Below are 25,660 nucleotides of genomic sequence, written 5' to 3'. Positions count from 1 at the left end.
TTGAAGGTACTGCACATGATTGCGCGTTGGCGTTGGGTAGCGGGTCAACTCACCAAGCGACTCTGGTTCAGAGCCTCTCTGTTCTCCATTCTGGGTGTGGCGACTGCATTGCTTGCCATCCTGTTCAGAGACTTCATCCCGCAAACCTTGCCAGCGCGCATCGGCGCAGATGCAGTGGACAAGATTCTCGGGATCATTGCCTCCAGCATGCTGGCTGTGACTACCTTCTCATTGAGCACGATGGTCACCGCCTACGGGGCCGCAAGTAGCGGGGTGACCCCGCGTGCCACAACGCTGGTCATGGAAGACACCACGACCCAGAACGCGCTGGCCACATTCATCGGTTCGTTTCTCTTCAGCCTGGTTGGCATCATTGCCCTGAGTACCGGCCTCTATGGAAGCCAGGGCCGAGTCGTGCTTTTTGCGGTGACGCTAGCTGTCGTGACGCTGATCATTTACACACTGCTGCGCTGGATAGACCACCTTTCCAAACTCGGACGGGTTGGAGAAACCATTGACCGTGTGGAAAAGGCGGCGATAGAGGCCATGGCTCATCGCATTCGCTGGCCCTATCTGGGAGGCTCAGCGTACCCGGTAGACCTTGTACTACCGCTATCCGCGCAAACCATTGCCAGCAACCAGACTGGCTACGTCCAACATATCGATGTGCAAGCCTTGGGCGCCATTTCCAACGCGCTACAGATCCGGATCTATGTGGAAGTTCTCCCAGGTAGTTTTGTCCACATCGGTATGCCGGTCGCTCGCATTGTACCTTTGAGTGACAAGCATCCTGATGAGCAAAGCCTCAAGGACACGCTGGCGACGTTGACCATAGGCACCCGAAGAACCTTTGAACATGACCCGAGGTTTGGGCTATGCGTGCTATCGGAAATCGCATCCCGCGCGTTGTCACCAGCGGTCAATGATCCGGGCACCGCTATTGATGTGATTGGCAGGGGCCTTAGAACTTTGACGTACTGGGGCAAAGCACACGCTTGCGAACCGGACCAGGAAAAAAGCTGCGAGTGGGTCCACCTGCGAGGGTTGACGGTGGACGATTTGTTCGACGATTTTTTTGCCCCTATCAGCAGAGACGGCGCCGCTCTTCTAGAAGTCGACCTTCGGTTGCTCAAGGCACTTGTCAGCCTGGCCCAGATAAACCCCGCGCTTTTCAAGCAGAGTTGCATCAGGCATGGGGAGCAGCTTGTCATGCGTGCAGAGGCGTCACTTACACTCGCGCATGAAAAAGATCAGCTGAGGTCAGTGCACGTGAAGCTCAGGACGATTGAATGACAGCCCAAACCAAAAAGCCCGCTTGCGCGGGCTTTTTGGTAAGAACAACCTGATCAGAAGTCCAGGTTAGAAACCGACAGCGCGTTGCTTTCGATGAAGTCGCGGCGAGGCTCAACCGCGTCACCCATCAAGGTGTTGAAGATCTGATCGGCGGCAATCGCGTCTTCGATGGTGACCTTGAGCATGCGACGTACAGTTGGGTCCATGGTGGTTTCCCACAACTGGTCCGGGTTCATCTCACCCAGCCCTTTGTATCGCTGGATGGTGTGACGCTTGGTGGTCTCGTTCATCAGCCAATCCAGGCCTTCCTTGAACTCGACGATCGCCTTGCGACGCTCACCGCGCTGTACGTAAGCACCTTCACCCAGCAGGCTCGACAACTTGGAGCCAATGTTGACCACCGTGCGATAGTCGTTGCTGCCGAAGAAATCGCGGTTGAAGGTGATGTAGCTGGCCAGGCCGTGCGAGGTGATTTCCACTTCAGGCAGCCACACATTGCGCTCCTTGTCCTCGCGCAGGGTGGCCTTGTACATCAGGCCAGACTTCTGGCTGTTGCTCAGGCGCTCCTGCAGTTTGGCCAACCAGTTCTCCATGACGGCATGGTCGCCCAATTGCTCCAGGGTAACTTCCGGCAGGTAGATGAAGTGCTCGGTCAACTCTTCCGGGTACAAGCGAGACAAACGCTTGAGGGTCTTCATCACACCACGGAACTCGTTGACCAAAACCTCCAGCTGAACGCCGGAAACGGCCGGCGCAGACTCATCCAGGTGCAGGCTGGCATCTTCGAGGGCCGACTGGGTCATGTATTCTTCCATGGCCTCGTCGTCCTTGATGTACTGCTCCTGCTTGCCTTTCTTCACCTTGTACAGCGGTGGCTGGGCAATGTAGATGTAGCCACGCTCGACCAGCTCTGGCAGCTGACGGAAGAAGAAGGTCAGCAGCAGGGTACGGATGTGCGAACCGTCAACGTCAGCATCGGTCATGATGATGATGTTGTGATAGCGCAGTTTGTCGATGTTGTACTCTTCGCGGCCGATGCCACAGCCCAGCGCGGTGATCAGTGTGCCCACTTCCTGGGAGGAGATCATCTTGTCGAAGCGTGCTTTCTCGACGTTGAGAATCTTGCCCTTCAGCGGCAGGATCGCCTGGGTACGACGGTTACGACCTTGCTTGGCCGAGCCACCTGCGGAGTCACCCTCCACCAGGTACAGTTCGGAAAGGGCAGGGTCCTTCTCCTGGCAGTCCGCCAGTTTGCCCGGCAAGCCCGCGATATCCAGCGCGCCTTTACGGCGAGTCATTTCACGCGCTTTGCGCGCCGCTTCACGGGCACGGGCAGCGTCGATCATCTTGCCGACTACCGCTTTGGCTTCGTTGGGGTTTTCCAACAGGAAGTCGGCGAAGTATTTGTTCATTTCCTGTTCCACGGCGGTTTTCACCTCCGAGGAGACCAGCTTGTCCTTGGTCTGCGAACTGAACTTCGGATCCGGCACCTTGACCGAAATGATTGCGGTCAGGCCTTCACGAGCATCGTCACCGGTGGTGGAAACCTTGTTCTTCTTGGCCAGGCCTTCCTGCTCGATGTAGCTGTTCAGGCTACGGGTCAGCGAAGAGCGGAAACCAACCAGGTGGGTACCGCCATCGCGCTGCGGAATGTTGTTGGTGAAGCACAGCAGGTTTTCGTTGAAGCTGTCGTTCCACTGCAGGGCAACTTCAACACCCACGCCATCTTCACGCTGGACGTTGAAATGGAACACCTGGGAGTTGACCGGAGTCTTGTTGGTGTTCAGGTATTCAACGAATGCACGCAGGCCGCCTTCATATTTGAAGAACTCTTCTTTGCCCGAGCGCTCGTCTTTCAGCAGGATGCCAACGCCAGAGTTCAGGAAGGACAGTTCACGAATACGCTTGGCCAGGATGTCCCAGCTGAAGTGAATATTCTTGAAGGTCTCGGCCGAAGGCTTGAAATGAATATGGGTGCCGGTGGTTTCGCTTTCGCCCACAACGGCCATCGGCGCCTGTGGAACACCATGAACGTAGGTCTGCTCCCAGATCTTGCCGCTACGGCGAACGGTAAGCACCAGCTTTTCCGAAAGGGCGTTTACTACCGAAACACCTACACCGTGCAGGCCGCCGGAAACTTTGTAGGAGTTATCATCAAATTTACCGCCGGCGTGCAGTACGGTCATGATGACCTCGGCTGCAGAAACGCCTTCTTCTTTATGCACGTCGACCGGAATGCCGCGACCGTTGTCGCGCACACTGATGGATTCATCGGTGTGGATGATGACGGTGATGTCATCGCAGTGCCCGGCGAGGGCTTCGTCGATCGAGTTGTCGACCACTTCGAAGACCATGTGGTGCAGGCCGCTACCGTCATCGGTGTCGCCAATGTACATGCCGGGACGCTTGCGCACGGCATCCAAACCTTTCAGCACCTTGATGCTTGAAGAGTCGTACGTTTGATTTTCGCTCATGCCTTCACTCCCGATGGTCGTGGGTCTGGGTGATACGGCCTTGTTCCACGTGGAACAAAGCAACTGGCGTTTCCGTCTGCCAGCCTTCCCTCAGTAATTCGTGATCTACACAGGTGATAAACACCTGGCAGCGTAATTCTTCTAGCAAGCGGCACAGTGCACGGCGATGCTGGTCGTCCAACTCGGACGGCAAGTCATCCACCAGATAAATACAGTGGCCGCGGCGAGCCTGACTAACGAGGTGGCCTTGGGCGATGCGCAATGCACAAACCACCAGCTTTTGCTGACCACGCGACAAGATGTCGGCTGCGTTGTTGGCAGCCAGACGAAGACGCAGATCAGCACGCTGCGGACCGGCCTGGGTATGGCCCATCTGCTGATCGCGAAGGAGAGAAGAGGCGAGTACTTCGTTGAGTTCCCGGTCCTTGTCCCAGCCTCGGTAGTAGCTAAGGGTCAACCCGTCCAGCTCGACCAGTTCGCTCAGGGTTTGCTCGAAGACGGGCTTCAAGGCCTTGATGTAGTTGCGACGGTATTCATCTATTTCCGCGCTGGCCAGGCACAATTCCCGGTCCCAGGCGGCTTGCGAAGCTGGGTCAAGTGTACCATGCCGCAACCATGAGTTCCGCTGCCGCAACGCCTTCTGCAGGCGCTGCCAAGCTGGCATGAAGCGAGGTTCCACGTGGAACACTCCCCAATCCAGAAACTGGCGACGGATCTTCGGCGCGCCTTCAAGCAACCTGAAACTGTCTGGGTTGATGAGCTGCAGGGGCAGTAGTTCTGCAAGCTGCGCGGCGCTCTTGGCATTCTGCCCATCGATACGGATAGTGAAGTCGCCCGCCCGCTCGCGCGACACACCCAAGTTGCTGGTGCCGCCTTCGCCCAACTGTACTTCGCCGAAAACCGTACACGCAGCCTGCTCGTACTGAATGACGGGATTGAGCCGGGTACTGCGAAACGATCTGGCCAACCCGAGCAAATGCACAGCTTCCAGCACACTGGTCTTGCCGCTGCCGTTGGCGCCGTAGAGGATATTGATGCGGGGGGAGGGTGAGAGGGTCACCGGGTGCAGGTTGCGCACCGCGGTGACCATGATACGTCGAAGGGACATTTGGCCTGCTACAGGTTACAGGCGCATCGGCATGACAACGTAAGACGAGTCGTCATTGCCGGCTTCCTGCAGCAGAGCACTGCTATTGGAATCGGAGAGAATCAGGCGAACCTGTTCCGTTGTCATCACACCCAATACGTCCAGCAGGTAACTGACGTTGAAGCCAATCTCAAGCGATGCACCGTCATAGTCCACGCTGATCTCTTCTTCCGCCTCTTCCTGTTCCGGGTTGTTTGCCTGGATTTTCAACTGACCGGCAGCCAACTGAAGGCGGATACCGCGGTACTTCTCGTTGGAAAGGATTGCGGTACGGCTGAACGCTTCGCGCAAGGCCTGGCGATCGCCGATGACCAGCTTGTCACCACCCTTGGGCAGTACACGCTCATAGTCAGGGAACTTGCCATCGACCAGCTTGGACGTGAAGGTGAACTCGCCTGTGTTCGCACGGATGTGGTGCTGGCCCAGGACGATGCTGACCATGCCTTCCGGGTCGGTGAGCAGGCGCGCAAGTTCGAGGATACCTTTACGTGGCACGATGACCTGATGACGCTCATCCTGCTCGATGGCTGCGCTCATGGAGCACAGCGCCAGACGATGCCCATCGGTAGACACGGCACGCAAGGTATTACGCGACACTTCCAGCAGCATACCGTTGAGGTAGTAACGTACATCCTGCTGAGCCATGGCGAAGCTGGTGCGCTCGATCAAACGACGCAGTTTGCTCTGCTCAAGGTTGCAGGTCAGCGAACCTGGGCCTTCTTCCACAGTGGGGAAGTCGTTAGCTGGCAGGGTCGACAGGGTGAAACGGCTACGGCCGGCCTTGACCAACAGCTTCTGTTCGTCGACCTTGATATCGATCAGAACGTCGTTCGGCAGGCTTTTGCAGATGTCCATCAGCTTGCGCGCCGGGACAGTGATTTCGCCAGGCTCGGCCGGCTCTTCCAGTTGGACGCGGCCTACCAGTTCGACTTCCAGGTCGGTACCGGTCAACGACAGCTGCTGGCCTTGCACGACCAGCAGTACGTTGGACAGGACCGGCAAGGTCTGACGGCGCTCGACGACACCGGCGACCAGTTGCAGGGGTTTCAACAGGGCTTCGCGTTGAATGGTGAAATGCATGGTCTAGTCCCTTGCCTTCAATTAGCTGCGCTGGCGGCCATCAGGTGGTGAGCGTGCGCAGCAGGTTCTTGTAGTCCTCGCGGATGTCCGCGTCGGATTCCTTCAGTTCGTTGATCTTGCGGCAAGCGTGCAGCACGGTGGTGTGGTCACGGCCGCCAAACATGTCGCCGATCTCCGGCAGACTGTGGTTGGTCAGCTCTTTGGACAACGCCATGGCCACCTGACGCGGGCGCGCTACAGAGCGCGAACGGCGCTTGGACAACAGATCGGAGATCTTGATCTTGTAGTACTCGGCCACGGTGCGCTGAATGTTATCCACACTCACCAGCTTGTCTTGCAGCGCCAGCAGGTCCTTCAGCGACTCGCGAATCAGCTCGATAGTGATGTCGCGGCCCATGAAGTGCGAGTGGGCGATGACGCGCTTCAATGCCCCTTCAAGCTCACGTACGTTGGAGCGAATACGCTGAGCGATGAAGAAAGCGGCATCGTGCGGCAACTCGACCTTGGCCTGGTCGGCCTTCTTCATCAGGATCGCCACGCGGGTCTCCAGCTCCGGCGGCTCCACAGCCACCGTCAGCCCCCAGCCGAAACGCGACTTCAGTCGCTCTTCCAGACCTTCGATTTCCTTCGGGTAGCGGTCACTGGTGAGAATCACCTGCTGGCCACCTTCGAGCAATGCGTTGAAGGTGTGGAAAAACTCCTCCTGTGAACGCTCCTTGCGGGCGAAGAACTGGATATCGTCGATCAGCAGCGCATCGACCGAACGGTAGAAGCGCTTGAACTCATTGATCGCGTTGAGCTGCAACGCCTTGACCATGTCCGCGACGAAGCGCTCGGAATGCAGGTACACCACCTTGGCATTCGGGTTCTTCTTCAGCAGGTGGTTACCCACAGCATGCATCAAGTGCGTTTTACCCAGGCCCACGCCACCGTAAAGGAACAGTGGGTTGTAGCCATGCTTCGGGTTGTCGGCAACCTGCCAGGCGGCTGCCCGGGCCAACTGGTTCGATTTACCTTCGACAAAGGTTTCGAAGGTGAACGTACGGTTCAGATAACTGGTGTGCTTGAGCGCACCCTCCACCTGAACGTTGCGCTGTTCGGTACGCCCCGGCGCGACAGGTGCCGGAGCGCTGTCCGCCATCGAATCATAGCTGCCTCGCGACGACGCCTCGGCCATGTCGGTGGCCTGCGCAGGTTCAGCAGTGGGCACCGAGACCGGGTCAGCAACAGCCATGACTGGCGCGGCTGCTGGCTGCGCGTGGCTCTGCGCAAGGGACGCAGCCATTGCAGCGCTGACCGGGGCATTGGGCGCGGCCCGCGGTGCGGAGCTGCGACGGCTACCTATCAATAAGGAAAGGGCAGGCGCGATGCCGCTACCGTTCTCACCCAACAGTTCGAGCAGACGGCCGAGGTACTTTTCATTCACCCAATCGAGAACGAAACGGTTAGGCGCATACACGCGCAACTCGTCGCCTTCGGCTTCGACCTGTAGCGGACGGATCCAGGTGTTGAATTGCTGGGCAGGCAGTTCATCGCGCAGAAGCTCCACGCACTGCTGCCAAAGTTCCACTGACACGGATATCCCCTGAGTTTGAAAGCCGGATGAGGCAAAAACAAACGGCCATTGTACCGGTCAAGCGATCAGTTATCCACATGTGGAAACATTATGAGCCATGGCAAAACAGCCATTTAGCGACCAAAACGACCCTGAAGGACTGTGAATAAGCTCTGTGGATAACCCGCCATAAGGGCTATGCACAACCCAGGGTCAAGATCTGTTGATAACTCACCTGTGGATAATGAGCCTTTTCATCCACAGGCTGTACTCAGGCCCAGCACAAGCGCAGCACGGGTTGTGGACAATGTTTTTGATCGCTGTACAGCCCGTAATCTTTGGCCTGCAGAAGGTTATCCACAGAAACTTATCCACCTAAGATTTATAAGTTATTCAGAAAAGCTTTTTATATGTCTCTTCTTTTTTTTAGTTTTGTCATCCGTTTGCCTGCCCGACCAGACGCCGCCCCGCTCGATCGCTGAAAGCACCTTCCATAAGGAAAGGCTGGTTGGAAATTGACCTATTGGCTTGCTTTCTCTAGAATCGCCGATCTCTTAAAAAGGGGGCCATTCCGGCCCGTTGTCGACAAACCAGGTAACACGCCATGAAACGTACTTTCCAACCAAGCACCATCAAGCGCGCTCGCACCCACGGCTTCCGTGCCCGTATGGCTACCAAGAACGGCCGTGCTGTTCTGTCGCGTCGTCGTGCCAAAGGCCGTAAGCGTCTGGCCATTTGATCTTTCGGCAAAGGTGGTGAGTCAGGACTTCAGTCGGGAAAAGCGACTGCTTACACCCCGGCATTTCAAAGCGGTCTTCGACTCCCCAACCGGCAAGGTTCCAGGGAAAAACCTGCTGATCCTTGCTCGCGAGAACGGTCTCGATCATCCACGCCTTGGCTTGGTGATTGGCAAGAAGAGCGTCAAGCTTGCCGTTCAACGCAATCGCCTCAAGCGCTTGATGCGCGATTCCTTCCGTCTGCACCAGCAAATGCTCGCTGGCCTGGACATAGTGATCGTCGCGCGCAAGGGATTGGGTGAGATAGAAAACCCGGAATTGCACCAACACTTTGGCAAGCTCTGGAAACGCCTGGCGCGCAGCCGGCCCACTCCAGCGGCTAACGCCGATTCCGCAGGGGTAGACAGCCAAGATGCGTAAACTGGCACTCGTTCCGATCCAGTTTTACCGTTATGCCATCAGTCCTCTGATGGCCAGCCACTGTCGTTTCTACCCCAGTTGCTCCTGTTATGCGTTGGAAGCCATAGAAACCCATGGCCTCTTGCGTGGCGGGTGGCTAACCGTTCGTCGCCTGGGGCGTTGTCATCCGTGGAACGACGGCGGTTTCGATCCCGTTCCCCCCGCGCCTTCCTCCCGAACTTCTTCGATAGCCGAGTAATCATGGATATTAAACGCACGATCCTGATCGCCGCCCTGGCAATCGTGTCCTACGTCATGGTCCTGAAGTGGAACGATGACTACGGCCAGGCTGCCTTGCCGACTCAGAATACTGCTGCCAGCACTGTTGCTCCGGGCCTGCCCGATGGCGTACCGGCCGCTAACAACGGCGCCAGCGCCGATGTACCGAGCGCCAACGCCGAGTCGAGCCCTGCCGAACTGGCACCTGTTGCACTCAGCAAGGATCTCATCCGGGTCAAGACCGATGTCCTGGAACTGGCTATCGATCCAGTCGGCGGTGACATCGTCCAGCTGCACCTGCCGAAGTACCCGCGTCGTCAGGATCATCCGGACATTCCGTTCCAGCTGTTCGACAACGGTGGCGAGCGCGTATATCTGGCCCAGAGCGGCCTGACCGGTGCCAACGGCCCGGATGCGCGCTCCACCGGCCGTCCGCTGTACGCCGCAGAGCAGAAGTCCTTCCAGCTGGCTGATGGCCAGGAACAACTGGTGGTCGACCTGAAGTTCAGCGACAACGGTGTGAACTACATCAAGCGCTTCAGCTTCAAGCGCGGTGAGTACGACCTGTCCGTCAGCTACCTGATCGACAACCAGAGCGGCCAGGCCTGGAGCGGCAACATGTTTGCCCAGCTCAAGCGTGACGCCAGTGGTGATCCGTCCTCGAGCACCGCCACCGGTACCGCCACTTACCTGGGTGCTGCCCTGTGGACAGCTGGCGAGCCGTACAAGAAAGTGTCGATGAAGGACATCGACAAAGGTAGTTTGAAAGAAAATGTGTCTGGCGGCTGGGTTGCCTGGCTGCAGCACTACTTCGTAACTGCCTGGATCCCTGCCAAGTCGGACAACAATGTCGTCCAGACCCGCAAGGACAGCCAGGGCAACTACATCATCGGCTACACCGGCCCGGCCATCAGCGTACCGGCTGGCGGCAAGGCCGAAACCAGCGCCATGCTGTATGCCGGCCCGAAGATCCAGTCCAAGCTCAAGGAATTGTCCCCAGGCCTGGAACTGACCGTCGATTACGGCTTCCTGTGGTTCATTGCCCAGCCGATCTTCTGGTTGCTGCAACATATCCACAGCCTGCTGGGTAACTGGGGCTGGTCGATCATTGTCCTGACCATGCTCATCAAGGGCCTGTTCTTCCCGCTGTCGGCCGCCAGCTACCGCTCGATGGCGCGCATGCGTGCCGTGGCGCCGAAGCTCGCCGCACTGAAGGAACGCTTCGGTGACGATCGCCAGAAGATGTCCCAGGCGATGATGGAGCTGTACAAGAAAGAGAAGATCAACCCACTGGGTGGATGCTTGCCGATCCTGGTACAGATGCCGGTGTTCCTGGCCCTGTACTGGGTGCTGCTGGAAAGCGTCGAGATGCGCCAGGCCCCATGGATGCTGTGGATCACCGACCTGTCGATCAAGGATCCGTTCTTCATCCTGCCGATCATCATGGGCGCTACCATGTTCATCCAGCAGCGCCTGAACCCGACGCCGCCGGATCCGATGCAGGCCAAGGTGATGAAAATGATGCCGATCATCTTCACCTTCTTCTTCCTGTGGTTCCCGGCTGGCCTGGTGCTGTACTGGGTTGTGAACAACTGCCTGTCGATTTCGCAGCAGTGGTACATCACCCGCCGTATTGAAGCAGCGACCAAAAAAGCTGCTGCTTGACGGGCTACTGCGCTAGCCTGTGAATAAAAACGCCCCCTCGGGGGCGTTTTTGCTATCTGTCGTTTTTGTCGTAGAGGCTTTCGAGCATGAACACTGTGCGTGAAACCATCGCTGCCATCGCAACCGCACAAGGACGTGGAGGGGTGGGTATTGTCAGGCTGTCCGGCCCATTGGCGGCCAAGGCTGGCCAGCTCATAACCGGGCGCACACTGACACCGCGCCATGCCCATTACGGCCCATTCCGCGACCAGGAAGGGCTGGTGCTGGATGAAGGTATTGCACTGTTCTTCCCCGGACCCAACTCGTTCACCGGTGAGGACGTGCTCGAATTGCAGGGGCATGGTGGCCCGGTCGTACTGGACATGCTGTTGCAACGCTGCGTGCAGGTGGGTTGCCGCTTGGCCCGCCCGGGTGAGTTCAGTGAGCGGGCGTTTCTCAACGACAAGCTCGACCTGGCCCAGGCCGAAGCGATTGCCGACCTGATCGAAGCCAGCTCCAGCCAGGCAGCACGCAACGCCCTGCGCTCGTTGCAAGGGGAGTTCTCCAAGCGTGTGCACAGCCTGACTGAAGCACTGATCGCGCTGCGGATCTATGTCGAGGCAGCGATCGACTTCCCCGAGGAGGAAATCGACTTTCTTGCCGATGGCCACGTCCTGTCGATGCTCGACTCAGTGCGTGCCGAGTTGTCCACAGTGCAGCGTGAGGCCGGGCAGGGTGCGCTGCTTCGTGACGGCATGACGGTGGTGATCGCCGGCAGGCCGAATGCAGGCAAATCGAGCCTGCTGAATCAACTGGCCGGTCGTGAGGCGGCAATCGTCACCGACATCGCAGGTACTACGCGGGATATCCTGCGTGAACATATCCACATCGATGGCATGCCGCTGCACGTCGTCGATACGGCCGGTTTGCGCGACACCGACGACCATGTGGAAAAGATAGGCGTCGAGCGCGCACTCAAGGCCATAGGCGAAGCCGACAGAGTGTTGTTGGTGGTCGACTCCACCGCCCCTGAGGCCAGTGATCCGTTCGCCCTGTGGCCGGAGTTTCTTGATCAAAGGCCTGATCCGGGCAAGGTCACACTGATTCGCAACAAAGCCGACCTCAGCGGCGAACCCGTAGGGCTGGAACAGTGCGATGACGGTCATGTAACCATCACCTTGAGCGCCAAAGGTGACGATCAGGGCTTGCTGCTGTTACGCGATCACCTCAAAGCCTGCATGGGTTATGAACAGACTGCAGAGAGTGGCTTCAGCGCACGCCGGCGGCACCTCGATGCCCTGCGCCAGGCCAGTGCTCATCTGGAGCACGGTCGTGCGCAATTGACCTTGGCGGGGGCCGGAGAGCTGTTGGCTGAGGACCTGCGCCAGGCCCAGCACGCGTTGGGGGAAATCACGGGCGCGTTCAGTTCGGATGACCTGCTGGGGCGGATTTTCTCGAGTTTCTGCATCGGTAAGTAGCTTTTAGCCAAACCATTCACGACGCCGCTCTTCCTGGAGCGGCTTTTTTTTGCCTGAGATTTGGGGCTCGGGCGTCTCGGACAGGGTTTTGTAGCTGCAAATTTTTAATCACCGGCCTGAAAAAGCGCTCATGAGCCCTGTGGAAAAGTCGGCTTCAGCTCCGTTGATAAGCATGCTTTTTTTCTGAGGAAAACCTGCCCTGTGGGTAAGTAGGCATTTCATCCACAGGCTAAATCCGGTTATCCATAGCCCTCATGGCACTCCAACCACAGGGTTTAATTTTCTTCTACATGGCGAATCCAGAGGGATGTAGAACGTTATCCACAGATTGGTGCGTGCATAAGAATAAACATAAAAACAAAGCTTTTTTAAATTTCTTCTCTCTAGTTTCTGTTATCAGCCACTCATCCACAGCCTGGTCAAAATTTGCGCAAAAGGTTTCTTTAGAGGGGGTGAAGTCCCTATACTTGTCCGCTTACCTTCTCTATTCGCAAAAACAGGCACGAGGTGCGTGGTGGATTTCCCTTCCCGTTTTGAAGTGATCGTCATCGGCGGCGGCCATGCCGGTACCGAGGCTGCGCTTGCGTCTGCACGCATGGGTGTGAAAACCCTGCTGCTGACCCATAACGTGGAAACCCTCGGTCACATGAGCTGCAACCCGGCCATCGGTGGCATCGGTAAAAGCCATCTGGTCAAAGAGATCGATGCGCTCGGCGGTGCCATGGCACTGGCCACTGACAAGAGCGGCATCCAGTTTCGCGTGTTGAACAACCGCAAGGGCCCGGCTGTTCGCGCCACCCGTGCACAGGCCGACCGCGCCATCTACAAGGCCGTGGTTCGCGAAATCCTGGAAAACCAGCCAAATCTGTGGATATTCCAGCAGTCCTGTGACGACCTGATCGTCGAGCAAGACCAGGTCAAAGGCGTGGTTACGCAAATGGGGCTGCGGTTCTTCGCCGATTCGGTGGTGCTCACGACCGGCACTTTCCTGGGTGGCCTTATCCACATCGGCCTGCAGAACCATTCCGGCGGCCGCGCTGGCGATCCACCGTCGATTGCCCTGGCCCACCGCATGCGTGAATTACCGCTGCGCGTCGGTCGTCTGAAAACCGGTACACCTCCGCGTATCGACGGTCGTTCGGTGGACTTTTCGGTGATGACCGAACAGCCGGGCGACACACCAATCCCGGTCATGTCGTTCATGGGCAACGCCGCGATGCACCCGCGTCAGGTCAGCTGCTGGATTACCCACACCAATGCGCGTACCCACGAAATCATCGCTTCGAACCTCGACCGTTCGCCGATGTACTCGGGCGTCATCGAAGGTGTCGGCCCGCGTTACTGCCCGTCGATCGAGGACAAGATCCATCGCTTTGCCGACAAGGAAAGCCATCAGGTGTTCATCGAGCCGGAAGGCCTGACCACCCATGAGCTGTACCCCAACGGCATTTCCACTTCGCTGCCGTTTGACGTGCAGCTGGAGCTGGTGCGCTCGATTCGCGGTATGGAAAATGCGCACATCGTGCGCCCGGGCTATGCCATCGAATACGACTACTTCGATCCGCGTGACCTCAAGTACAGCCTCGAGACCAAGGTTATCGGTGGCTTGTTCTTCGCTGGCCAGATCAACGGCACTACCGGTTACGAAGAAGCCGGCGCCCAAGGCCTGCTGGCCGGTACCAACGCCGCACTGCGCGCGCAGGGCCGCGAAAGCTGGTGCCCGCGCCGTGACGAGGCGTACATCGGAGTGCTGGTCGACGACCTGATTACCCTGGGTACCCAGGAGCCGTACCGCATGTTCACTTCGCGAGCCGAATACCGGTTGATCCTGCGCGAAGACAACGCCGACCTGCGCCTGACCGAGAAAGGTCGTGAGCTTGGTCTGATCGACGACCAGCGCTGGGCCGCGTTCTGCGCCAAGCGTGACGGCATCGAGCGTGAGGAACAGCGCTTGAAATCGACCTGGGTACGCCCGAATACCCCGCAGGGCCAGGCCGTTGTGGATAAGTTCGGTACCCCGCTGAGCCACGAATACAGCCTGCTCAACCTGCTGGCGCGACCGGAAGTGGACTACGCCGGGCTGATCGAAGCGACCGGCGGCGAACAGATCGATCCACAGGTTGCCGAACAGGTCGAAATCAAGACCAAGTACGCTGGCTACATCGATCGCCAGCAGGACGAGATCGCTCGCCTGCGTGCCAGTGAAGACACCTGCCTGCCTGTGGATATCGACTACACCTCGATTTCCGGCCTGTCCAAGGAAATCCAGGGCAAGCTCGGCCAGACTCGCCCGCAGACGCTGGGCCAGGCTTCGCGGATCCCTGGCGTGACACCAGCGGCAATTTCCCTGTTGTTGATACATCTGAAAAAACGCGGCGCTGGCCGCGAATTGGAGCAAAGCGCTTGAGTTCCTTGGTCACCCCGCAACACGCTGAAGAGTTGTCCACAGGTGCACGCCAGCTCGGTGTCGAGCTGAGCGCCGAGCAGCACGAACGGCTGCTTGGCTACCTGGCCCTGTTGATCAAATGGAACAAAGCCTACAACCTGACGGCCGTGCGCGACCCGAACGAGATGGTTTCGCGCCATCTGCTGGACAGCCTCAGCGTAATGGGTTTTATCCACAGCGATCGCGATAGCTGGCTTGATGTCGGCAGCGGCGGTGGCATGCCCGGGATTCCATTGGCTATCCTGCATCCGCACAAACGCGTAACCGTGCTGGACGCCAACGGCAAGAAAACCCGCTTCCTCACCCAGGTGAAGATGGAGCTGAAACTGGACAACCTCACGGTTATCCACAGCCGGGTCGAGGCCTTCCAGCCAGCACAGCCGTTCAAGGGCATCATCTCTCGCGCCTTCAGCAGCATGGAGAACTTCACCAACTGGACCCGCCACTTGGGCGACACCGGGACGCAATGGCTTGCAATGAAGGGGCTGCATCCTGCCGATGAACTGGTAGCATTGCCCGCAGACTTCACAGTGGAAAGCGAGCAGGCCCTGACCGTTCCAGGTTGCCAGGGCCAGCGCCATCTGCTGATACTGCGCCGCAAGGCATGACTGGGAACACACGCAACAATGGCTAAGGTATTCGCAATCGCGAACCAGAAAGGTGGAGTGGGTAAAACCACCACCTGTATCAATCTCGCCGCATCGCTGGCTGCGACCAAGCGTCGTGTGCTGCTGATCGACCTCGATCCGCAGGGCAACGCCACCATGGGCAGCGGTGTGGACAAACACGAACTCGAACACTCGGTCTACGACCTGCTGATCGGGGAATGCGACCTTGCCCAGGCCATGCACTACTCCGAGCATGGTGGCTTCCAGTTGCTGCCGGCCAACCGCGACCTGACTGCCGCGGAAGTGGTGCTGCTGGAAATGCAGGTCAAGGAGAGCCGCCTGCGCAACGCCCTGGCGCCGATCCGCGAGAATTACGACTTCATCCTCATCGATTGCCCACCGTCGCTGTCGATGCTGACGCTCAATGCCCTGGTCGCCTCCGATGGTGTGATCATCCCGATGCAGTGCGAGTATTACGCACTGGAAGGTCTCAGCGACCTTGTGGATAACATCAAGCGCATTGCCGCCCGTCTGAACCCGGAGCTGAAGATCGAAGGGCTGCTGCGCACCATGTACGACCCGCGTCTTAGCCTGAACAACGATGTATCGGCGCAGCTCAAGGAGCACTTCGGCGAGCAGCTTTACGATACCGTCATTCCGCGCAACATCCGCTTGGCCGAGGCACCGAGCTTTGGCATGCCGGCGCTGGCCTACGACAAGCAATCGCGTGGCGCACTGGCCTATCTGGCCCTGGCCGGGGAACTGGTTCGCCGTCAACGCCGTCAATCACGCACTGCACAAACAACTTAAGGAATCCGCATGGCCGTTAAGAAACGGGGTCTCGGACGTGGGTTGGATGCACTGCTCAGTGGTCCTTCCGTCAGCGCGCTCGAAGAGCAGGCTGTCAAGATCGACCAGAAAGAACTGCAACACCTGCCGGTCGAGTTGATCCAGCGCGGTAAATACCAGCCGCGCCGTGACATGGATCCGCAGGCGCTGGAAGAACTGGCGCACTCGATTCGCACGCACGGTGTGATGCAGCCGATCGTGGTGCGCCCGATCGATGGCAACCGCTACGAGATCATTGCCGGTGAGCGCCGCTGGAGGGCCACGCAGCAGGCTGGCCTGGACACCGTCCCGGCGATGGTGCGGGAAGTGCCTGATGAAGCGGCCATCGCCATGGCCCTCATCGAGAACATCCAGCGAGAGGACCTCAACCCGTTGGAAGAGGCCCTGGCCCTGCAGCGCCTGCAACAGGAGTTCGAACTGACCCAGCAGCAGGTAGCCGATGCCGTAGGCAAGTCGCGGGTTACCGTGGCCAATCTGCTGCGCCTGATCTCGCTGCCTGAAGCGATCAAGACCATGCTTGCCCATGGTGATCTGGAGATGGGCCACGCACGTGCTTTGCTCGGTCTTGAAGAAGATCGCCAGGAAGAAGGGGCGCGTCATGTTGTCGCACGTGGGCTTACCGTGCGCCAAACCGAGGCACTGGTGCGCCAGTGGCTCAGTGGCAAACCTGACCCGGTAGAACCGAGCAAACCTGATCCGGATATCGAGCGCCTTGAACAGAGGCTCGCAGAGCGCCTGGGCTCCGCGGTGCAGATTCGTCACGGAAACAAGGGAAAAGGCCAGCTGGTTATTCGCTATAACTCGCTCGACGAGTTGCAGGGCGTCCTTGCTCACATCCGCTGAAACAATTCCAGTTGTAGCGCGCAGTCGGAAATCACTACCCAAGAGTTGAATAGGGGTTAATCCACCCCTATACTCTGCGCGCATTTTGTCGGCACAATTTATGCCAAGTCGTTACTGACTTGTTGGTCGACTTCTGAGGAGCAGTTGTGATGGAAATCCGCACGCCAAACCGCCTGCCTTTCCATCGCTGGGCGGTTTTTCCGGTACTGCTGGCTCAATTTGTCGTGCTGCTGCTGGCAACATTGGTGTTGTGGCAGTGGAAAGGGGCAGTCAGTGGATATTCAGGTCTCTGCGGAGGTTTGATTGCCTGGCTGCCGAATATGTATTTCGCCTGGAAGGCTTTTCGCTTTAGCGGAGCCCGGGCGGCGCAGGCCATCGTCAAGTCGTTTTACGCAGGCGAGGCCGGCAAGATGATTTTGACGGCAGTGCTGTTCGCACTGACCTTCGCAGGAGTGAAGCCACTGGCGCCGTTAGCAGTCTTCGGCGTCTTCGTGTTGACCCTTTTGGTCAGCTGGTTTGCGCCCCTGCTGATGAATAAAAGACTTTCGAGACCTTAGGGCGTTTGAGGCAACCATGGCAGCAGAAACCGCTTCGGGCTATATCCAGCACCACTTGCAGAACCTGACCTACGGTCAACTACCAGACGGCAGCTGGGGCTTCGCCCATTCGGCTGCAGAAGCCAAGGCAATGGGCTTCTGGGCGTTCCACCTGGACACCCTGGGTTGGTCCGTCGCGCTGGGTCTGATCTTCCTGTTCATCTTCCGCATGGCGGCGAAGAAGGCGACCTCCGGCCAGCCTGGCGGTCTGCAGAACTTCGTCGAAGTGATGGTCGATTTCGTCAACGGCAGCGTGAAGGACTCCTTCCACGGCCGTAGCCCGGTGATTGCGCCGCTGGCACTGACCATCTTCGTCTGGGTATTCCTGATGAACGCCGTCGACCTGGTACCGGTCGACTGGATTCCTCAGCTGGCCATCCTGATTTCCGGTGATCCGCACATTCCGTTCCGCGCCGTGTCGACTACCGACCCGAACGCGACGCTGGCAATGGCCTTCTGCGTGTTCGCCCTGATCATCTTCTACAGCATCAAGGTCAAGGGCCTGGGCGGCTTCATCGGTGAGCTGACCCTGCACCCGTTCGGCAGCAAGAACATCTTCGTGCAGATCCTGCTGATTCCGGTCAACTTCCTGCTCGAGTTTGTCACCCTGATCGCCAAGCCGATCTCGCTGGCGCTGCGACTGTTCGGCAACATGTACGCCGGCGAGCTGGTGTTCATCCTGATCGCCGTGATGTTCGGCTCCGGCCTTCTGTGGCTGAGCGGCCTGGGTGTGGTGCTGCAGTGGGCGTGGGCTGTGTTCCACATCCTGATCATCACCCTGCAAGCTTTCATCTTCATGATGCTTACCATCGTCTACCTGTCGATGGCTCACGAAGATAACCATTAAGACCGCCTGGCGTGTCTGATAGCCTTCCCCGCTCGTTTGGGGGGAGGGCTTTAAAAGTCCGCAAGGGCAGCTGTTCCAAACGATTTGTTTTACCGCTTCAAACTAAAAACCTAACCAATACGACGTAAAAGTCGGGAGGAAAGATGGAAACTGTAGTTGGTCTGACCGCTATCGCTGTTGCTCTGCTGATCGGCCTGGGTGCTCTGGGTACCGCCATTGGTTTCGGCCTGCTGGGCGGCAAATTCCTGGAAGGCGCTGCTCGTCAGCCTGAGATGGTTCCGATGCTGCAGGTCAAAATGTTCATCGTTGCCGGTCTGCTCGACGCCGTAACCATGATCGGTGTTGGTATCGCTCTGTTCTTCACCTTCGCGAATCCGTTCGTTGGTCAGATCGCCGGCTAATCACTCGTATCCACGAGTTGATGGCTGTATGAATTAAGACCGAGCGAGGTGTTGGCGTGAACATTAATGCAACCCTGATTGGCCAATCCGTTGCTTTCCTGATTTTTGTACTCTTCTGCATGAAGTATGTATGGCCTCCGGTCATCACTGCTCTGCAAGAGCGCCAAAAGAAGATTGCCGACGGCTTGGACGCTGCCAACCGCGCAGCTCGCGACCTGGAGCTGGCCCAAGAGAAAGCGGGTCAGCAACTGCGTGAAGCTAAAGCACAGGCAGCCGAAATCATTGAGCAAAGCAAGAAACGCGCTGCTCAGCTTGTCGAGGAAGCCCGTGAACAGGCCCGCGTCGAAGCTGACCGTGTGAAGGCTCAGGCTCTGGCCGAGATCGAACAGGAACTGAACAGTGCCAAAGACGCCCTGCGTACCCAAGTGGGTGCCCTGGCCGTTGGCGGTGCTGAAAAGATCCTTGGCGCCACAATCGATCAAAACGCGCATGCGGAGCTGGTTAACAAACTGGCCGCTGAAATTTAAGCGAGGGCGATCATGGCAGAACTGACCACGTTGGCCCGACCTTACGCTAAGGCTGCCTTTGAGCATGCCCAGGCCCATCAGCAACTGGCCAATTGGTCAGCCATGCTCGGCCTGGCTGCTGCGGTGTCGCAAGACGACACCATGCAGCGCCTGCTCAAGGCCCCGCGACTGACGAGCGCAGAAAAGGCCGCCACGTTCATTGACGTGTGCGGTGACAAGTTCAATGCACAGGCACAGAATTTCATTCATGTTGCCGCGGAAAACGACCGTCTCCTGCTTCTGCCGGAGATTGCCGCTCTGTTCGACCTGTACAAGGCCGAGCAAGAGAAATCCGTGGACGTGGAAGTCACCAGTGCCTTCGCGTTGAACCAAGAACAGCAAGACAAACTCGCCAAGGTTCTCAGTGCACGGTTAGGCCAGGAAGTGCGCCTGCACGCGTCGGAGGATGCCAGCCTGATTGGCGGCGTCGTCATCCGCGCTGGTGACCTGGTAATCGATGGCTCTGTTCGCGGCAAAATCGCGAAACTGGCCGAAGCATTGAAATCTTGAGTTTGAAGGGGCAGCAGAGCAATGCAGCAACTCAATCCTTCCGAAATTAGTGAAATCATCAAGGGCCGCATCGACAACCTCGATGTGAGCTCCCAAGCCCGTAACGAAGGTACCGTCGTTTCGGTTTCCGACGGTATCGTGCGGATCCACGGTCTGGCCGACGTCATGTACGGCGAAATGATCGAGTTCCCTGGCGGCGTCTACGGCATGGCCCTGAACCTGGAGCAAGACTCCGTAGGTGCAGTGATCCTGGGTGCCTATGACACCCTCGCCGAAGGCATGAGCGCCAAGTGCACCGGCCGCATCCTGGAAGTTCCGGTTGGTAAGGAACTGCTGGGCCGCGTAGTCGACGCACTGGGCAACCCGATCGATGGCAAAGGTCCTCTGGGCAACACCGAGACCGACGCGGTCGAGAAAGTTGCTCCAGGCGTGATCTGGCGTAAGTCGGTAGACCAGCCTGTACAGACTGGCTACAAGTCCGTCGACGCCATGATCCCGGTCGGCCGTGGCCAGCGTGAGCTGATCATCGGTGACCGTCAGATCGGCAAGACCGCCATGGCCATCGACGCCATCATCAACCAGAAAGACTCCGGTATTTTCTGCGTTTATGTTGCTGTCGGCCAGAAGCGTTCCACCGTTGCCAACATCGTTCGCAAGCTGGAAGAAAACGGCGCCCTGGCCAACACCATCGTGGTGGTTGCCAGTGCTTCGGAATCCGCCGCACTGCAATTCCTGGCGCCATACGCCGGTTGCACCATGGGCGAGTTCTTCCGTGACCGCGGCGAAGACGCACTGATCGTTTACGATGACCTGTCCAAGCAGGCCGTTGCCTACCGTCAGATCTCCCTGCTGCTGCGCCGTCCACCAGGACGTGAAGCGTACCCAGGCGACGTGTTCTATCTCCACTCCCGTCTGCTGGAGCGTGCATCGCGCGTTTCGGAAGAGTACGTCGAGAAGTTCACCAACGGTGCTGTAACTGGCAAAACCGGTTCCCTGACTGCGCTGCCGATCATCGAAACTCAGGCTGGCGACGTTTCCGCGTTCGTTCCGACCAACGTGATTTCCATCACCGACGGTCAGATCTTCCTGGAATCGGCCATGTTCAACTCGGGCATCCGCCCTGCAGTGAACGCCGGTGTTTCGGTATCCCGCGTAGGTGGTGCTGCTCAGACCAAGATCATCAAGAAGCTGTCCGGTGGTATTCGTACCGCTCTGGCTCAGTACCGTGAACTGGCTGCATTCGCCCAGTTCGCCTCCGATCTGGACGAAGCGACCCGCAAGCAGCTGGAGCATGGTCAGCGCGTTACCGAGCTGATGAAGCAGAAGCAGTACGCGCCAATGTCCATCGCGGACATGGCCCTGTCGCTGTACGCCGCTGAGCGTGGTTTCCTGACTGACGTAGAAGTCTCCAAGATCGGCAGCTTCGAGCAAGCACTGATCGCCTTCTTCAACCGTGATCACGCTGAACTGATGGCGAAGATCAATGTGAAGGGTGACTTCAACGACGAAATCGACGCAGGCCTGAAAGCCGGTATCGAGAAGTTCAAGGCCACCCAGACCTGGTAAGCCGCAGCGGGGGCTCAGGCCCCCGCTTGCTAACCTGATAGGTGATACATGGCAGGCGCAAAAGAGATTCGCAGTAAGATTGCGAGCATCAAAAGCACGCAAAAAATTACCAGCGCCATGGAGAAAGTGGCGGTCAGCAAGATGCGCAAGGCACAAATGCGCATGGCTGCTAGCCGTCCTTACGCGGAGCGTATCCGCCAGGTGATCGGTCATCTGGCCAACGCCAACCCGGAATACCGCCACCCCTTCATGATCGAGCGCCCTGTAAAGCGTGCCGGTTATATTGTGGTGAGCAGTGACCGTGGTCTGTGCGGTGGCTTGAATACCAACCTGTTCAAGGCCCTGGTCAAGGACATGAACGCGAACCGCGAACAGGGCGTGGAAATCGACCTGTGCGTGATCGGCAGCAAGGGTGCGACTTTCTTCCGCATCTTTGGCGGCAACGTCGTAGCCGCGATCAGCCACTTGGGCGAAGAGCCATCGATCAACGATCTGATCGGCTCCGTCAAAGTGATGCTGGACGCCTACCTGGACGGCCGTATCGATCGCCTCTGCGTGGTTTCGAACAAGTTCATCAATACCATGACCCAGAAGCCGACGGTCGAGCAATTGGTACCGTTGGTGGCAACCCCGGATCAGGAACTCAAGCACCACTGGGATTACCTGTACGAACCCGACGCAAAAGAGCTGCTGGACGGCTTGATGGTGCGTTACGTGGAGTCGCAGGTATACCAGGCGGTGGTCGAGAACAACGCTGCTGAACAAGCGGCCCGGATGATCGCGATGAAGAACGCCACAGACAACGCCGGTGATTTGATCAAAGAGCTCCAGCTGATCTACAACAAGGCGCGTCAGGCTGCGATCACCCAGGAGATCTCGGAAATCGTCGGCGGCGCTGCCGCGGTTTAACGGTTCACATATTCAGAGGATCCAGCTATGAGTAGCGGACGTATCGTTCAAATCATCGGCGCCGTCATCGACGTGGAATTCCCACGTGACGTCGTGCCGAGTGTATACAACGCGCTGAAAGTACAAGGCGCGGAAACCACCCTGGAAGTTCAGCAGCAGCTGGGCGACGGCGTGGTTCGTACCATTGCGATGGGCTCGACCGAAGGCCTGAAGCGCGGTCTGGATGTCGTCGACACCGGTGCTGCCATTTCCGTTCCTGTTGGTAAGGCCACCCTGGGCCGTATCATGGACGTACTGGGCAACCCGATCGACGAAGCCGGCCCGATCGGCGAAGAAGAGCGTCGCGGTATCCACCAGCCAGCGCCTTCGTTCGCTGACCAGGCAGGCGGCAACGACCTGCTGGAAACCGGCATCAAGGTTATCGACCTGGTTTGCCCGTTCGCCAAGGGTGGTAAGGTTGGTCTGTTCGGTGGTGCCGGTGTCGGCAAGACCGTAAACATGATGGAACTGATCCGTAACATCGCCATGGAACACAGCGGTTACTCCGTGTTCGCTGGTGTGGGTGAGCGTACTCGTGAGGGTAACGACTTCTACCACGAGATGAAGGACTCCAACGTTCTCGACAAAGTAGCCTTGGTCTACGGTCAGATGAACGAGCCACCAGGAAACCGTCTGCGCGTAGCGCTGACCGGCCTGACCATGGCTGAGAAGTTCCGTGACGAAGGTAACGACGTTCTGCTGTTCGTCGACAACATCTATCGTTACACCCTGGCCGGTACCGAAGTATCCGCACTGCTGGGCCGTATGCCTTCGGCAGTAGGTTACCAGCCGACCCTGGCTGAAGAGATGGGCGTTCTGCAAGAGCGCATCACCTCCACCAAGGAAGGTTCGATCACCTCCGTCCAGGCCGTATACGTACCAGCGGACGACTTGACCGACCCGTCGCCAGCGACCACCTTCGCCCACCTGGACGCCACCGTCGTTCTGTCCCGTGACATCGCCTCCCTGGGTATCTACCCAGCGGTCGACCCACTGGACTCGACTTCGCGTCAGCTGGACCCGAACGTGATCGGCAATGAGCACTACGACACTGCTCGTGGCGTTCAGTATGTTCTGCAGCGCTACAAAGAGCTGAAGGACATTATTGCGATCCTGGGTATGGACGAACTGTCCGAGACCGACAAGCAACTGGTAGCCCGCGCTCGTAAGATCCAGCGCTTCCTGTCGCAGCCGTTCTTCGTGGCCGAAGTTTTCACCGGTTCGCCAGGTAAGTACGTTTCCCTGAAAGACACCATCGCTGGCTTCAGCGGTATCCTCAAAGGTGACTACGACCACCTGCCAGAACAAGCGTTCTACATGGTCGGCAGCATCGACGAAGCGATCGAGAAAGCCAAGAAACTGTAATTCCTGCGCCCCGCAAGGGGCGCTATCAGGTTGAGGCAAGCAGATGGCTATGACAGTCCATTGCGATATCGTCAGCGCGGAAGGAGAGATTTTCTCCGGTCTGGTCGAGATGGTGGTTGCGCACGGTAACCTGGGTGATCTTGGTATCGCTCCAGGCCACGCGCCTCTGATCACCAATCTGAAGCCAGGTCCGATCACGCTGACCAAGCAGGGTGGCGCCCAAGAGGTGTATTACATCTCTGGTGGTTTCCTCGAGGTTCAGCCGAACATGGTCAAGGTGCTTGCCGATACCGTGCAACGTGCTACAGACCTGGATGAAGCTCAGGCTCAGGAAGCCCTCAAGGCTGCCGAGAACGCCCTGAGTCTGAAAGGCGCGGACTTCGATTACGGCGCCGCCGCCGCACGTCTGGCCGAGGCCGCAGCTCAGCTGCGTACCGTCCAGCAAATGCGCAAAGGCAAGTAATCGGCCCCGGCTGATCACTGCTGTTGCGATTGAGTAAAAGGGTAGCCTCGGCTACCCTTTTTCTTTTTCCGAATTCCCCCTCGGTCATTTCTCTGACCGCCCAGGATTGGTAGCCAGTCAATGTCACTCGATATCGTTATTCTCGCCGCCGGCCAAGGTACCCGCATGCGCTCGGCGCTGCCCAAGGTGCTGCACCCGGTGGCCGGCAATTCCATGCTCGGCCATGTTATCCACAGCGCACGGCAGCTTCAGCCTCAAGGCATTCACGTAGTGATTGGCCATGGTGCGGAGCAGGTGCGTGAGCGCCTGGCAGCCGACGACCTGAATTTCGTTATGCAGGACAAGCAACTGGGTACCGGGCATGCCGTTGCCCAAGCGCTGCCGGCGATCACTGCCGACACGGTGCTGGTGCTGTATGGCGACGTACCGCTGATTGAAGTGGAAACCCTGCAACGCCTGCTGGCCAAGGCCACCGACCAGCAGCTGGGCCTGCTCACCGTTAACCTGCAAGACCCGACCGGCTACGGGCGCATTGTGCGTGATGCCCAAGGCAAGGTGACTGCGATCGTCGAGCACAAGGACGCCAGCGATGTGCAGAAAGCGATCAAGGAAGGCAATACCGGCATCCTGGCCCTGCCAGCCGCTCGCCTTGCCGACTGGATGGGGCGTTTGTCGAACAACAACGCCCAAGGTGAGTATTACCTGACCGACGTCATCGCCATGGCAGTGGCTGATGGCCTGGTGGTGGCTACCGAACAACCGCACGACCCGATGGAAGTGCAGGGTGCCAATGACCGGCGCCAGCTATCCGAACTCGAGCGCCACTATCAACTGCGCGAAGGCCGACGATTGATGGCACAGGGTGTGACCCTGCGTGACCCGGCTCGTTTCGACGTGCGTGGTGAAGTGACCGTTGGTCGCGATGTGCTGATCGATATCAACGTCATCCTCGAAGGCAAGGTCGTGATCGAGGACGACGTTCAGATTGGGCCTAACTGCGTGATCAAGGACAGCACCCTGCGCAAAGGCGTGGTGGTCAAGGCCAACAGCCATATTGAAGGCGCCGTGATGGGCGAGGGTAGCGATGCCGGCCCGTTCGCGCGCCTGCGCCCGGGCAGCGTGCTGGATGCCAAGGCCCATGTGGGTAACTTTGTCGAACTGAAGAATGCCCACCTGGGTGAAGGCGCCAAAGCGGGTCACTTGAGCTACCTGGGTGATGCCGAGATCGGGGCACGCACCAATATTGGTGCTGGCACCATCACGTGCAACTACGATGGCGCCAACAAGTTCAAGACTGTGATGGGCGAGGATGTGTTCATCGGTTCGAACAACTCGTTGGTGGCGCCTGTGGATATCAAGGCAGGGGCCACGACTGCGGCGGGTTCGACGATTACCCAGACTGTCGAGGCTGGGCAACTTGCCGTGGGACGTGCGCGTCAGCGTAACATCGAGGGCTGGAAGCGGCCGGAGAAGATCAAGAAGGGCTGATTATCCACAGCCCGTTCGATCGAAAGCCGACCTGTGTGAATAAGTCGGCTTTTTTATTGGCTGTAAAGGCATCGGAGG

24 protein-coding genes are annotated in these 25,660 nt (G+C 58.2%); 20 read left to right on the top strand and 4 right to left on the bottom strand.

Translation table 11 applies throughout. The features are described 5' to 3' along the window. Positions 1-15 precede the first annotated feature (15 nt). A complete protein-coding gene (locus tag JOE27_RS16610; RefSeq protein ID WP_204919236.1) occupies positions 16-1,293 on the top strand; it encodes a DUF2254 domain-containing protein in 1,278 nt (425 codons plus the stop codon). A gap of 53 nt (positions 1,294-1,346) precedes the next feature. Here the strand turns inward: JOE27_RS16610 and gyrB are convergent, their stop codons facing one another. The 4 genes from gyrB to dnaA are packed head-to-tail and all read right to left on the bottom strand — an operon-like array spanning position 1,347 to position 7,570. Beyond that, entirely contained in the window at positions 1,347-3,767 is a 2,421-nt protein-coding gene (gyrB, locus tag JOE27_RS16605) for a DNA topoisomerase (ATP-hydrolyzing) subunit B (RefSeq protein ID WP_046786790.1), read from the bottom strand. A 4-nt stretch (positions 3,768-3,771) separates the two neighbouring features. Next, positions 3,772-4,875 (bottom strand): DNA replication/repair protein RecF, encoded by a 1,104-nt coding sequence (gene recF, locus JOE27_RS16600; protein WP_115273207.1) that lies wholly within the window; start codon positions 4,873-4,875, stop codon positions 3,772-3,774. Positions 4,876-4,890: 15 nt separating this feature from the next. Beyond that, positions 4,891-5,994, bottom strand: a complete 1,104-nt coding sequence (gene dnaN / locus JOE27_RS16595) for a DNA polymerase III subunit beta (RefSeq protein ID WP_012312006.1) — start codon at positions 5,992-5,994, stop codon at positions 4,891-4,893. 40 nt (positions 5,995-6,034) lie between these two features. Continuing rightward, positions 6,035-7,570, bottom strand: a complete 1,536-nt coding sequence (gene dnaA / locus JOE27_RS16590; RefSeq protein WP_046786788.1) for a chromosomal replication initiator protein DnaA — start codon at positions 7,568-7,570, stop codon at positions 6,035-6,037. Positions 7,571-8,153: 583 nt separating this feature from the next. On the opposite strand from dnaA, the gene rpmH reads away from it, so the two are divergent. The 19 genes from rpmH to glmU all read left to right on the top strand — a co-directional run bounded on the left by rpmH (position 8,154) and on the right by glmU (position 25,582). Then, complete coding sequence (gene rpmH / locus JOE27_RS16585; protein WP_003253163.1) at positions 8,154-8,288, top strand: 50S ribosomal protein L34; 135 nt, start codon at positions 8,154-8,156, stop codon at positions 8,286-8,288. Between the two features lie 13 nt (positions 8,289-8,301). After that, on the top strand, positions 8,302-8,706 hold the full coding sequence (rnpA, locus tag JOE27_RS16580; protein WP_080516507.1) for a ribonuclease P protein component: 405 nt from the start codon (positions 8,302-8,304) through the stop codon (positions 8,704-8,706). Then, positions 8,699-8,944, top strand: coding sequence for a membrane protein insertion efficiency factor YidD (gene yidD / locus JOE27_RS16575; RefSeq protein ID WP_080516506.1), 246 nt, complete (start codon positions 8,699-8,701; stop codon positions 8,942-8,944). The genes rnpA and yidD overlap by 8 nt, the downstream gene beginning before the upstream one ends. A 2-nt stretch (positions 8,945-8,946) precedes the next feature. Next, a complete protein-coding gene (gene yidC, locus JOE27_RS16570) occupies positions 8,947-10,629 on the top strand; it encodes a membrane protein insertase YidC (protein ID WP_204919234.1) in 1,683 nt (560 codons plus the stop codon). A gap of 86 nt (positions 10,630-10,715) precedes the next feature. Beyond that, a complete protein-coding gene (mnmE, locus tag JOE27_RS16565; RefSeq protein WP_115273205.1) occupies positions 10,716-12,086 on the top strand; it encodes a tRNA uridine-5-carboxymethylaminomethyl(34) synthesis GTPase MnmE in 1,371 nt (456 codons plus the stop codon). Between the two features lie 514 nt (positions 12,087-12,600). Further along, on the top strand, positions 12,601-14,493 hold the full coding sequence (gene mnmG / locus JOE27_RS16560) for a tRNA uridine-5-carboxymethylaminomethyl(34) synthesis enzyme MnmG (protein WP_012316954.1): 1,893 nt from the start codon (positions 12,601-12,603) through the stop codon (positions 14,491-14,493). Continuing rightward, entirely contained in the window at positions 14,490-15,140 is a 651-nt protein-coding gene (gene rsmG, locus JOE27_RS16555; RefSeq protein ID WP_115273204.1) for a 16S rRNA (guanine(527)-N(7))-methyltransferase RsmG, read from the top strand. The genes mnmG and rsmG overlap by 4 nt, the downstream gene beginning before the upstream one ends. Before the next feature lie 18 nt (positions 15,141-15,158). Next, the gene (locus JOE27_RS16550) at positions 15,159-15,950 is read left to right on the top strand and encodes a ParA family protein (protein ID WP_012316952.1); all 792 of its coding nucleotides are present in this window, start codon (positions 15,159-15,161) and stop codon (positions 15,948-15,950) included. 9 nt (positions 15,951-15,959) lie between these two features. Beyond that, positions 15,960-16,832 carry a ParB/RepB/Spo0J family partition protein gene (locus tag JOE27_RS16545; protein WP_046786784.1) on the top strand — a complete coding sequence of 291 codons (873 nt, stop codon included), beginning with the start codon at positions 15,960-15,962 and terminating at the stop codon, positions 16,830-16,832. A gap of 149 nt (positions 16,833-16,981) precedes the next feature. Next, a complete protein-coding gene (locus tag JOE27_RS16540) occupies positions 16,982-17,389 on the top strand; it encodes a F0F1 ATP synthase subunit I (RefSeq protein ID WP_012316950.1) in 408 nt (135 codons plus the stop codon). Positions 17,390-17,405: 16 nt separating this feature from the next. After that, positions 17,406-18,275: a F0F1 ATP synthase subunit A gene (gene atpB / locus JOE27_RS16535; protein ID WP_003260030.1), complete on the top strand. Its 870-nt coding sequence runs from the start codon at positions 17,406-17,408 to the stop codon at positions 18,273-18,275. A gap of 143 nt (positions 18,276-18,418) precedes the next feature. Beyond that, the gene (gene atpE, locus JOE27_RS16530) at positions 18,419-18,676 is read left to right on the top strand and encodes a F0F1 ATP synthase subunit C (RefSeq protein WP_003097235.1); all 258 of its coding nucleotides are present in this window, start codon (positions 18,419-18,421) and stop codon (positions 18,674-18,676) included. Between the two features lie 56 nt (positions 18,677-18,732). After that, positions 18,733-19,203: a F0F1 ATP synthase subunit B gene (locus JOE27_RS16525; RefSeq protein ID WP_096426923.1), complete on the top strand. Its 471-nt coding sequence runs from the start codon at positions 18,733-18,735 to the stop codon at positions 19,201-19,203. Between the two features lie 12 nt (positions 19,204-19,215). Beyond that, entirely contained in the window at positions 19,216-19,752 is a 537-nt protein-coding gene (locus JOE27_RS16520; RefSeq protein WP_003253191.1) for a F0F1 ATP synthase subunit delta, read from the top strand. Positions 19,753-19,773: 21 nt separating this feature from the next. After that, positions 19,774-21,318, top strand: coding sequence for a F0F1 ATP synthase subunit alpha (gene atpA, locus JOE27_RS16515; RefSeq protein ID WP_021785310.1), 1,545 nt, complete (start codon positions 19,774-19,776; stop codon positions 21,316-21,318). Between the two features lie 48 nt (positions 21,319-21,366). After that, complete coding sequence (atpG, locus tag JOE27_RS16510) at positions 21,367-22,227, top strand: F0F1 ATP synthase subunit gamma (RefSeq protein ID WP_046786783.1); 861 nt, start codon at positions 21,367-21,369, stop codon at positions 22,225-22,227. Positions 22,228-22,254: 27 nt separating this feature from the next. Beyond that, a complete protein-coding gene (gene atpD / locus JOE27_RS16505) occupies positions 22,255-23,631 on the top strand; it encodes a F0F1 ATP synthase subunit beta (RefSeq protein ID WP_016489910.1) in 1,377 nt (458 codons plus the stop codon). Between the two features lie 43 nt (positions 23,632-23,674). After that, positions 23,675-24,094 (top strand): F0F1 ATP synthase subunit epsilon, encoded by a 420-nt coding sequence (locus JOE27_RS16500; RefSeq protein WP_012316945.1) that lies wholly within the window; start codon positions 23,675-23,677, stop codon positions 24,092-24,094. Between the two features lie 120 nt (positions 24,095-24,214). Then, positions 24,215-25,582, top strand: a complete 1,368-nt coding sequence (gene glmU, locus JOE27_RS16495; RefSeq protein ID WP_046786782.1) for a bifunctional UDP-N-acetylglucosamine diphosphorylase/glucosamine-1-phosphate N-acetyltransferase GlmU — start codon at positions 24,215-24,217, stop codon at positions 25,580-25,582. Positions 25,583-25,660 lie beyond the last annotated feature (78 nt).

This window comes from Pseudomonas sp. M5, from assembly GCF_016907075.1.
GTDB lineage: Bacteria > Pseudomonadota > Gammaproteobacteria > Pseudomonadales > Pseudomonadaceae > Aquipseudomonas > Aquipseudomonas putida_E.
The sequence above is the reverse complement of the archived record's forward strand: the minus strand, read 5'-3'. Positions and strand labels throughout refer to the sequence as shown.

What these genes read in the sequence shown, in the direction of transcription:
- dnaN (WP_012312006.1), bottom strand. Translation starts at nt 5,994, where the DNA reads ATGCATTTCACCATTCAACGCGAAGCCCTGTTGAAACCCCTGCAACTG.
- JOE27_RS16610 (WP_204919236.1), top strand. Translation starts at nt 16, where the DNA reads ATGATTGCGCGTTGGCGTTGGGTAGCGGGTCAACTCACCAAGCGACTC.
- yidD (WP_080516506.1), top strand. Translation starts at nt 8,699, where the DNA reads ATGCGTAAACTGGCACTCGTTCCGATCCAGTTTTACCGTTATGCCATC.
- mnmE (WP_115273205.1), top strand. Translation starts at nt 10,716, where the DNA reads ATGAACACTGTGCGTGAAACCATCGCTGCCATCGCAACCGCACAAGGA.
- atpB (WP_003260030.1), top strand. Translation starts at nt 17,406, where the DNA reads ATGGCAGCAGAAACCGCTTCGGGCTATATCCAGCACCACTTGCAGAAC.
- JOE27_RS16500 (WP_012316945.1), top strand. Translation starts at nt 23,675, where the DNA reads ATGGCTATGACAGTCCATTGCGATATCGTCAGCGCGGAAGGAGAGATT.
- yidC (WP_204919234.1), top strand. Translation starts at nt 8,947, where the DNA reads ATGGATATTAAACGCACGATCCTGATCGCCGCCCTGGCAATCGTGTCC.
- glmU (WP_046786782.1), top strand. Translation starts at nt 24,215, where the DNA reads ATGTCACTCGATATCGTTATTCTCGCCGCCGGCCAAGGTACCCGCATG.
- gyrB (WP_046786790.1), bottom strand. Translation starts at nt 3,767, where the DNA reads ATGAGCGAAAATCAAACGTACGACTCTTCAAGCATCAAGGTGCTGAAA.
- atpE (WP_003097235.1), top strand. Translation starts at nt 18,419, where the DNA reads ATGGAAACTGTAGTTGGTCTGACCGCTATCGCTGTTGCTCTGCTGATC.
- JOE27_RS16545 (WP_046786784.1), top strand. Translation starts at nt 15,960, where the DNA reads ATGGCCGTTAAGAAACGGGGTCTCGGACGTGGGTTGGATGCACTGCTC.
- JOE27_RS16550 (WP_012316952.1), top strand. Translation starts at nt 15,159, where the DNA reads ATGGCTAAGGTATTCGCAATCGCGAACCAGAAAGGTGGAGTGGGTAAA.
- recF (WP_115273207.1), bottom strand. Translation starts at nt 4,875, where the DNA reads ATGTCCCTTCGACGTATCATGGTCACCGCGGTGCGCAACCTGCACCCG.
- atpA (WP_021785310.1), top strand. Translation starts at nt 19,774, where the DNA reads ATGCAGCAACTCAATCCTTCCGAAATTAGTGAAATCATCAAGGGCCGC.
- atpD (WP_016489910.1), top strand. Translation starts at nt 22,255, where the DNA reads ATGAGTAGCGGACGTATCGTTCAAATCATCGGCGCCGTCATCGACGTG.
- atpG (WP_046786783.1), top strand. Translation starts at nt 21,367, where the DNA reads ATGGCAGGCGCAAAAGAGATTCGCAGTAAGATTGCGAGCATCAAAAGC.
- rpmH (WP_003253163.1), top strand. Translation starts at nt 8,154, where the DNA reads ATGAAACGTACTTTCCAACCAAGCACCATCAAGCGCGCTCGCACCCAC.
- JOE27_RS16540 (WP_012316950.1), top strand. Translation starts at nt 16,982, where the DNA reads ATGGAAATCCGCACGCCAAACCGCCTGCCTTTCCATCGCTGGGCGGTT.
- JOE27_RS16520 (WP_003253191.1), top strand. Translation starts at nt 19,216, where the DNA reads ATGGCAGAACTGACCACGTTGGCCCGACCTTACGCTAAGGCTGCCTTT.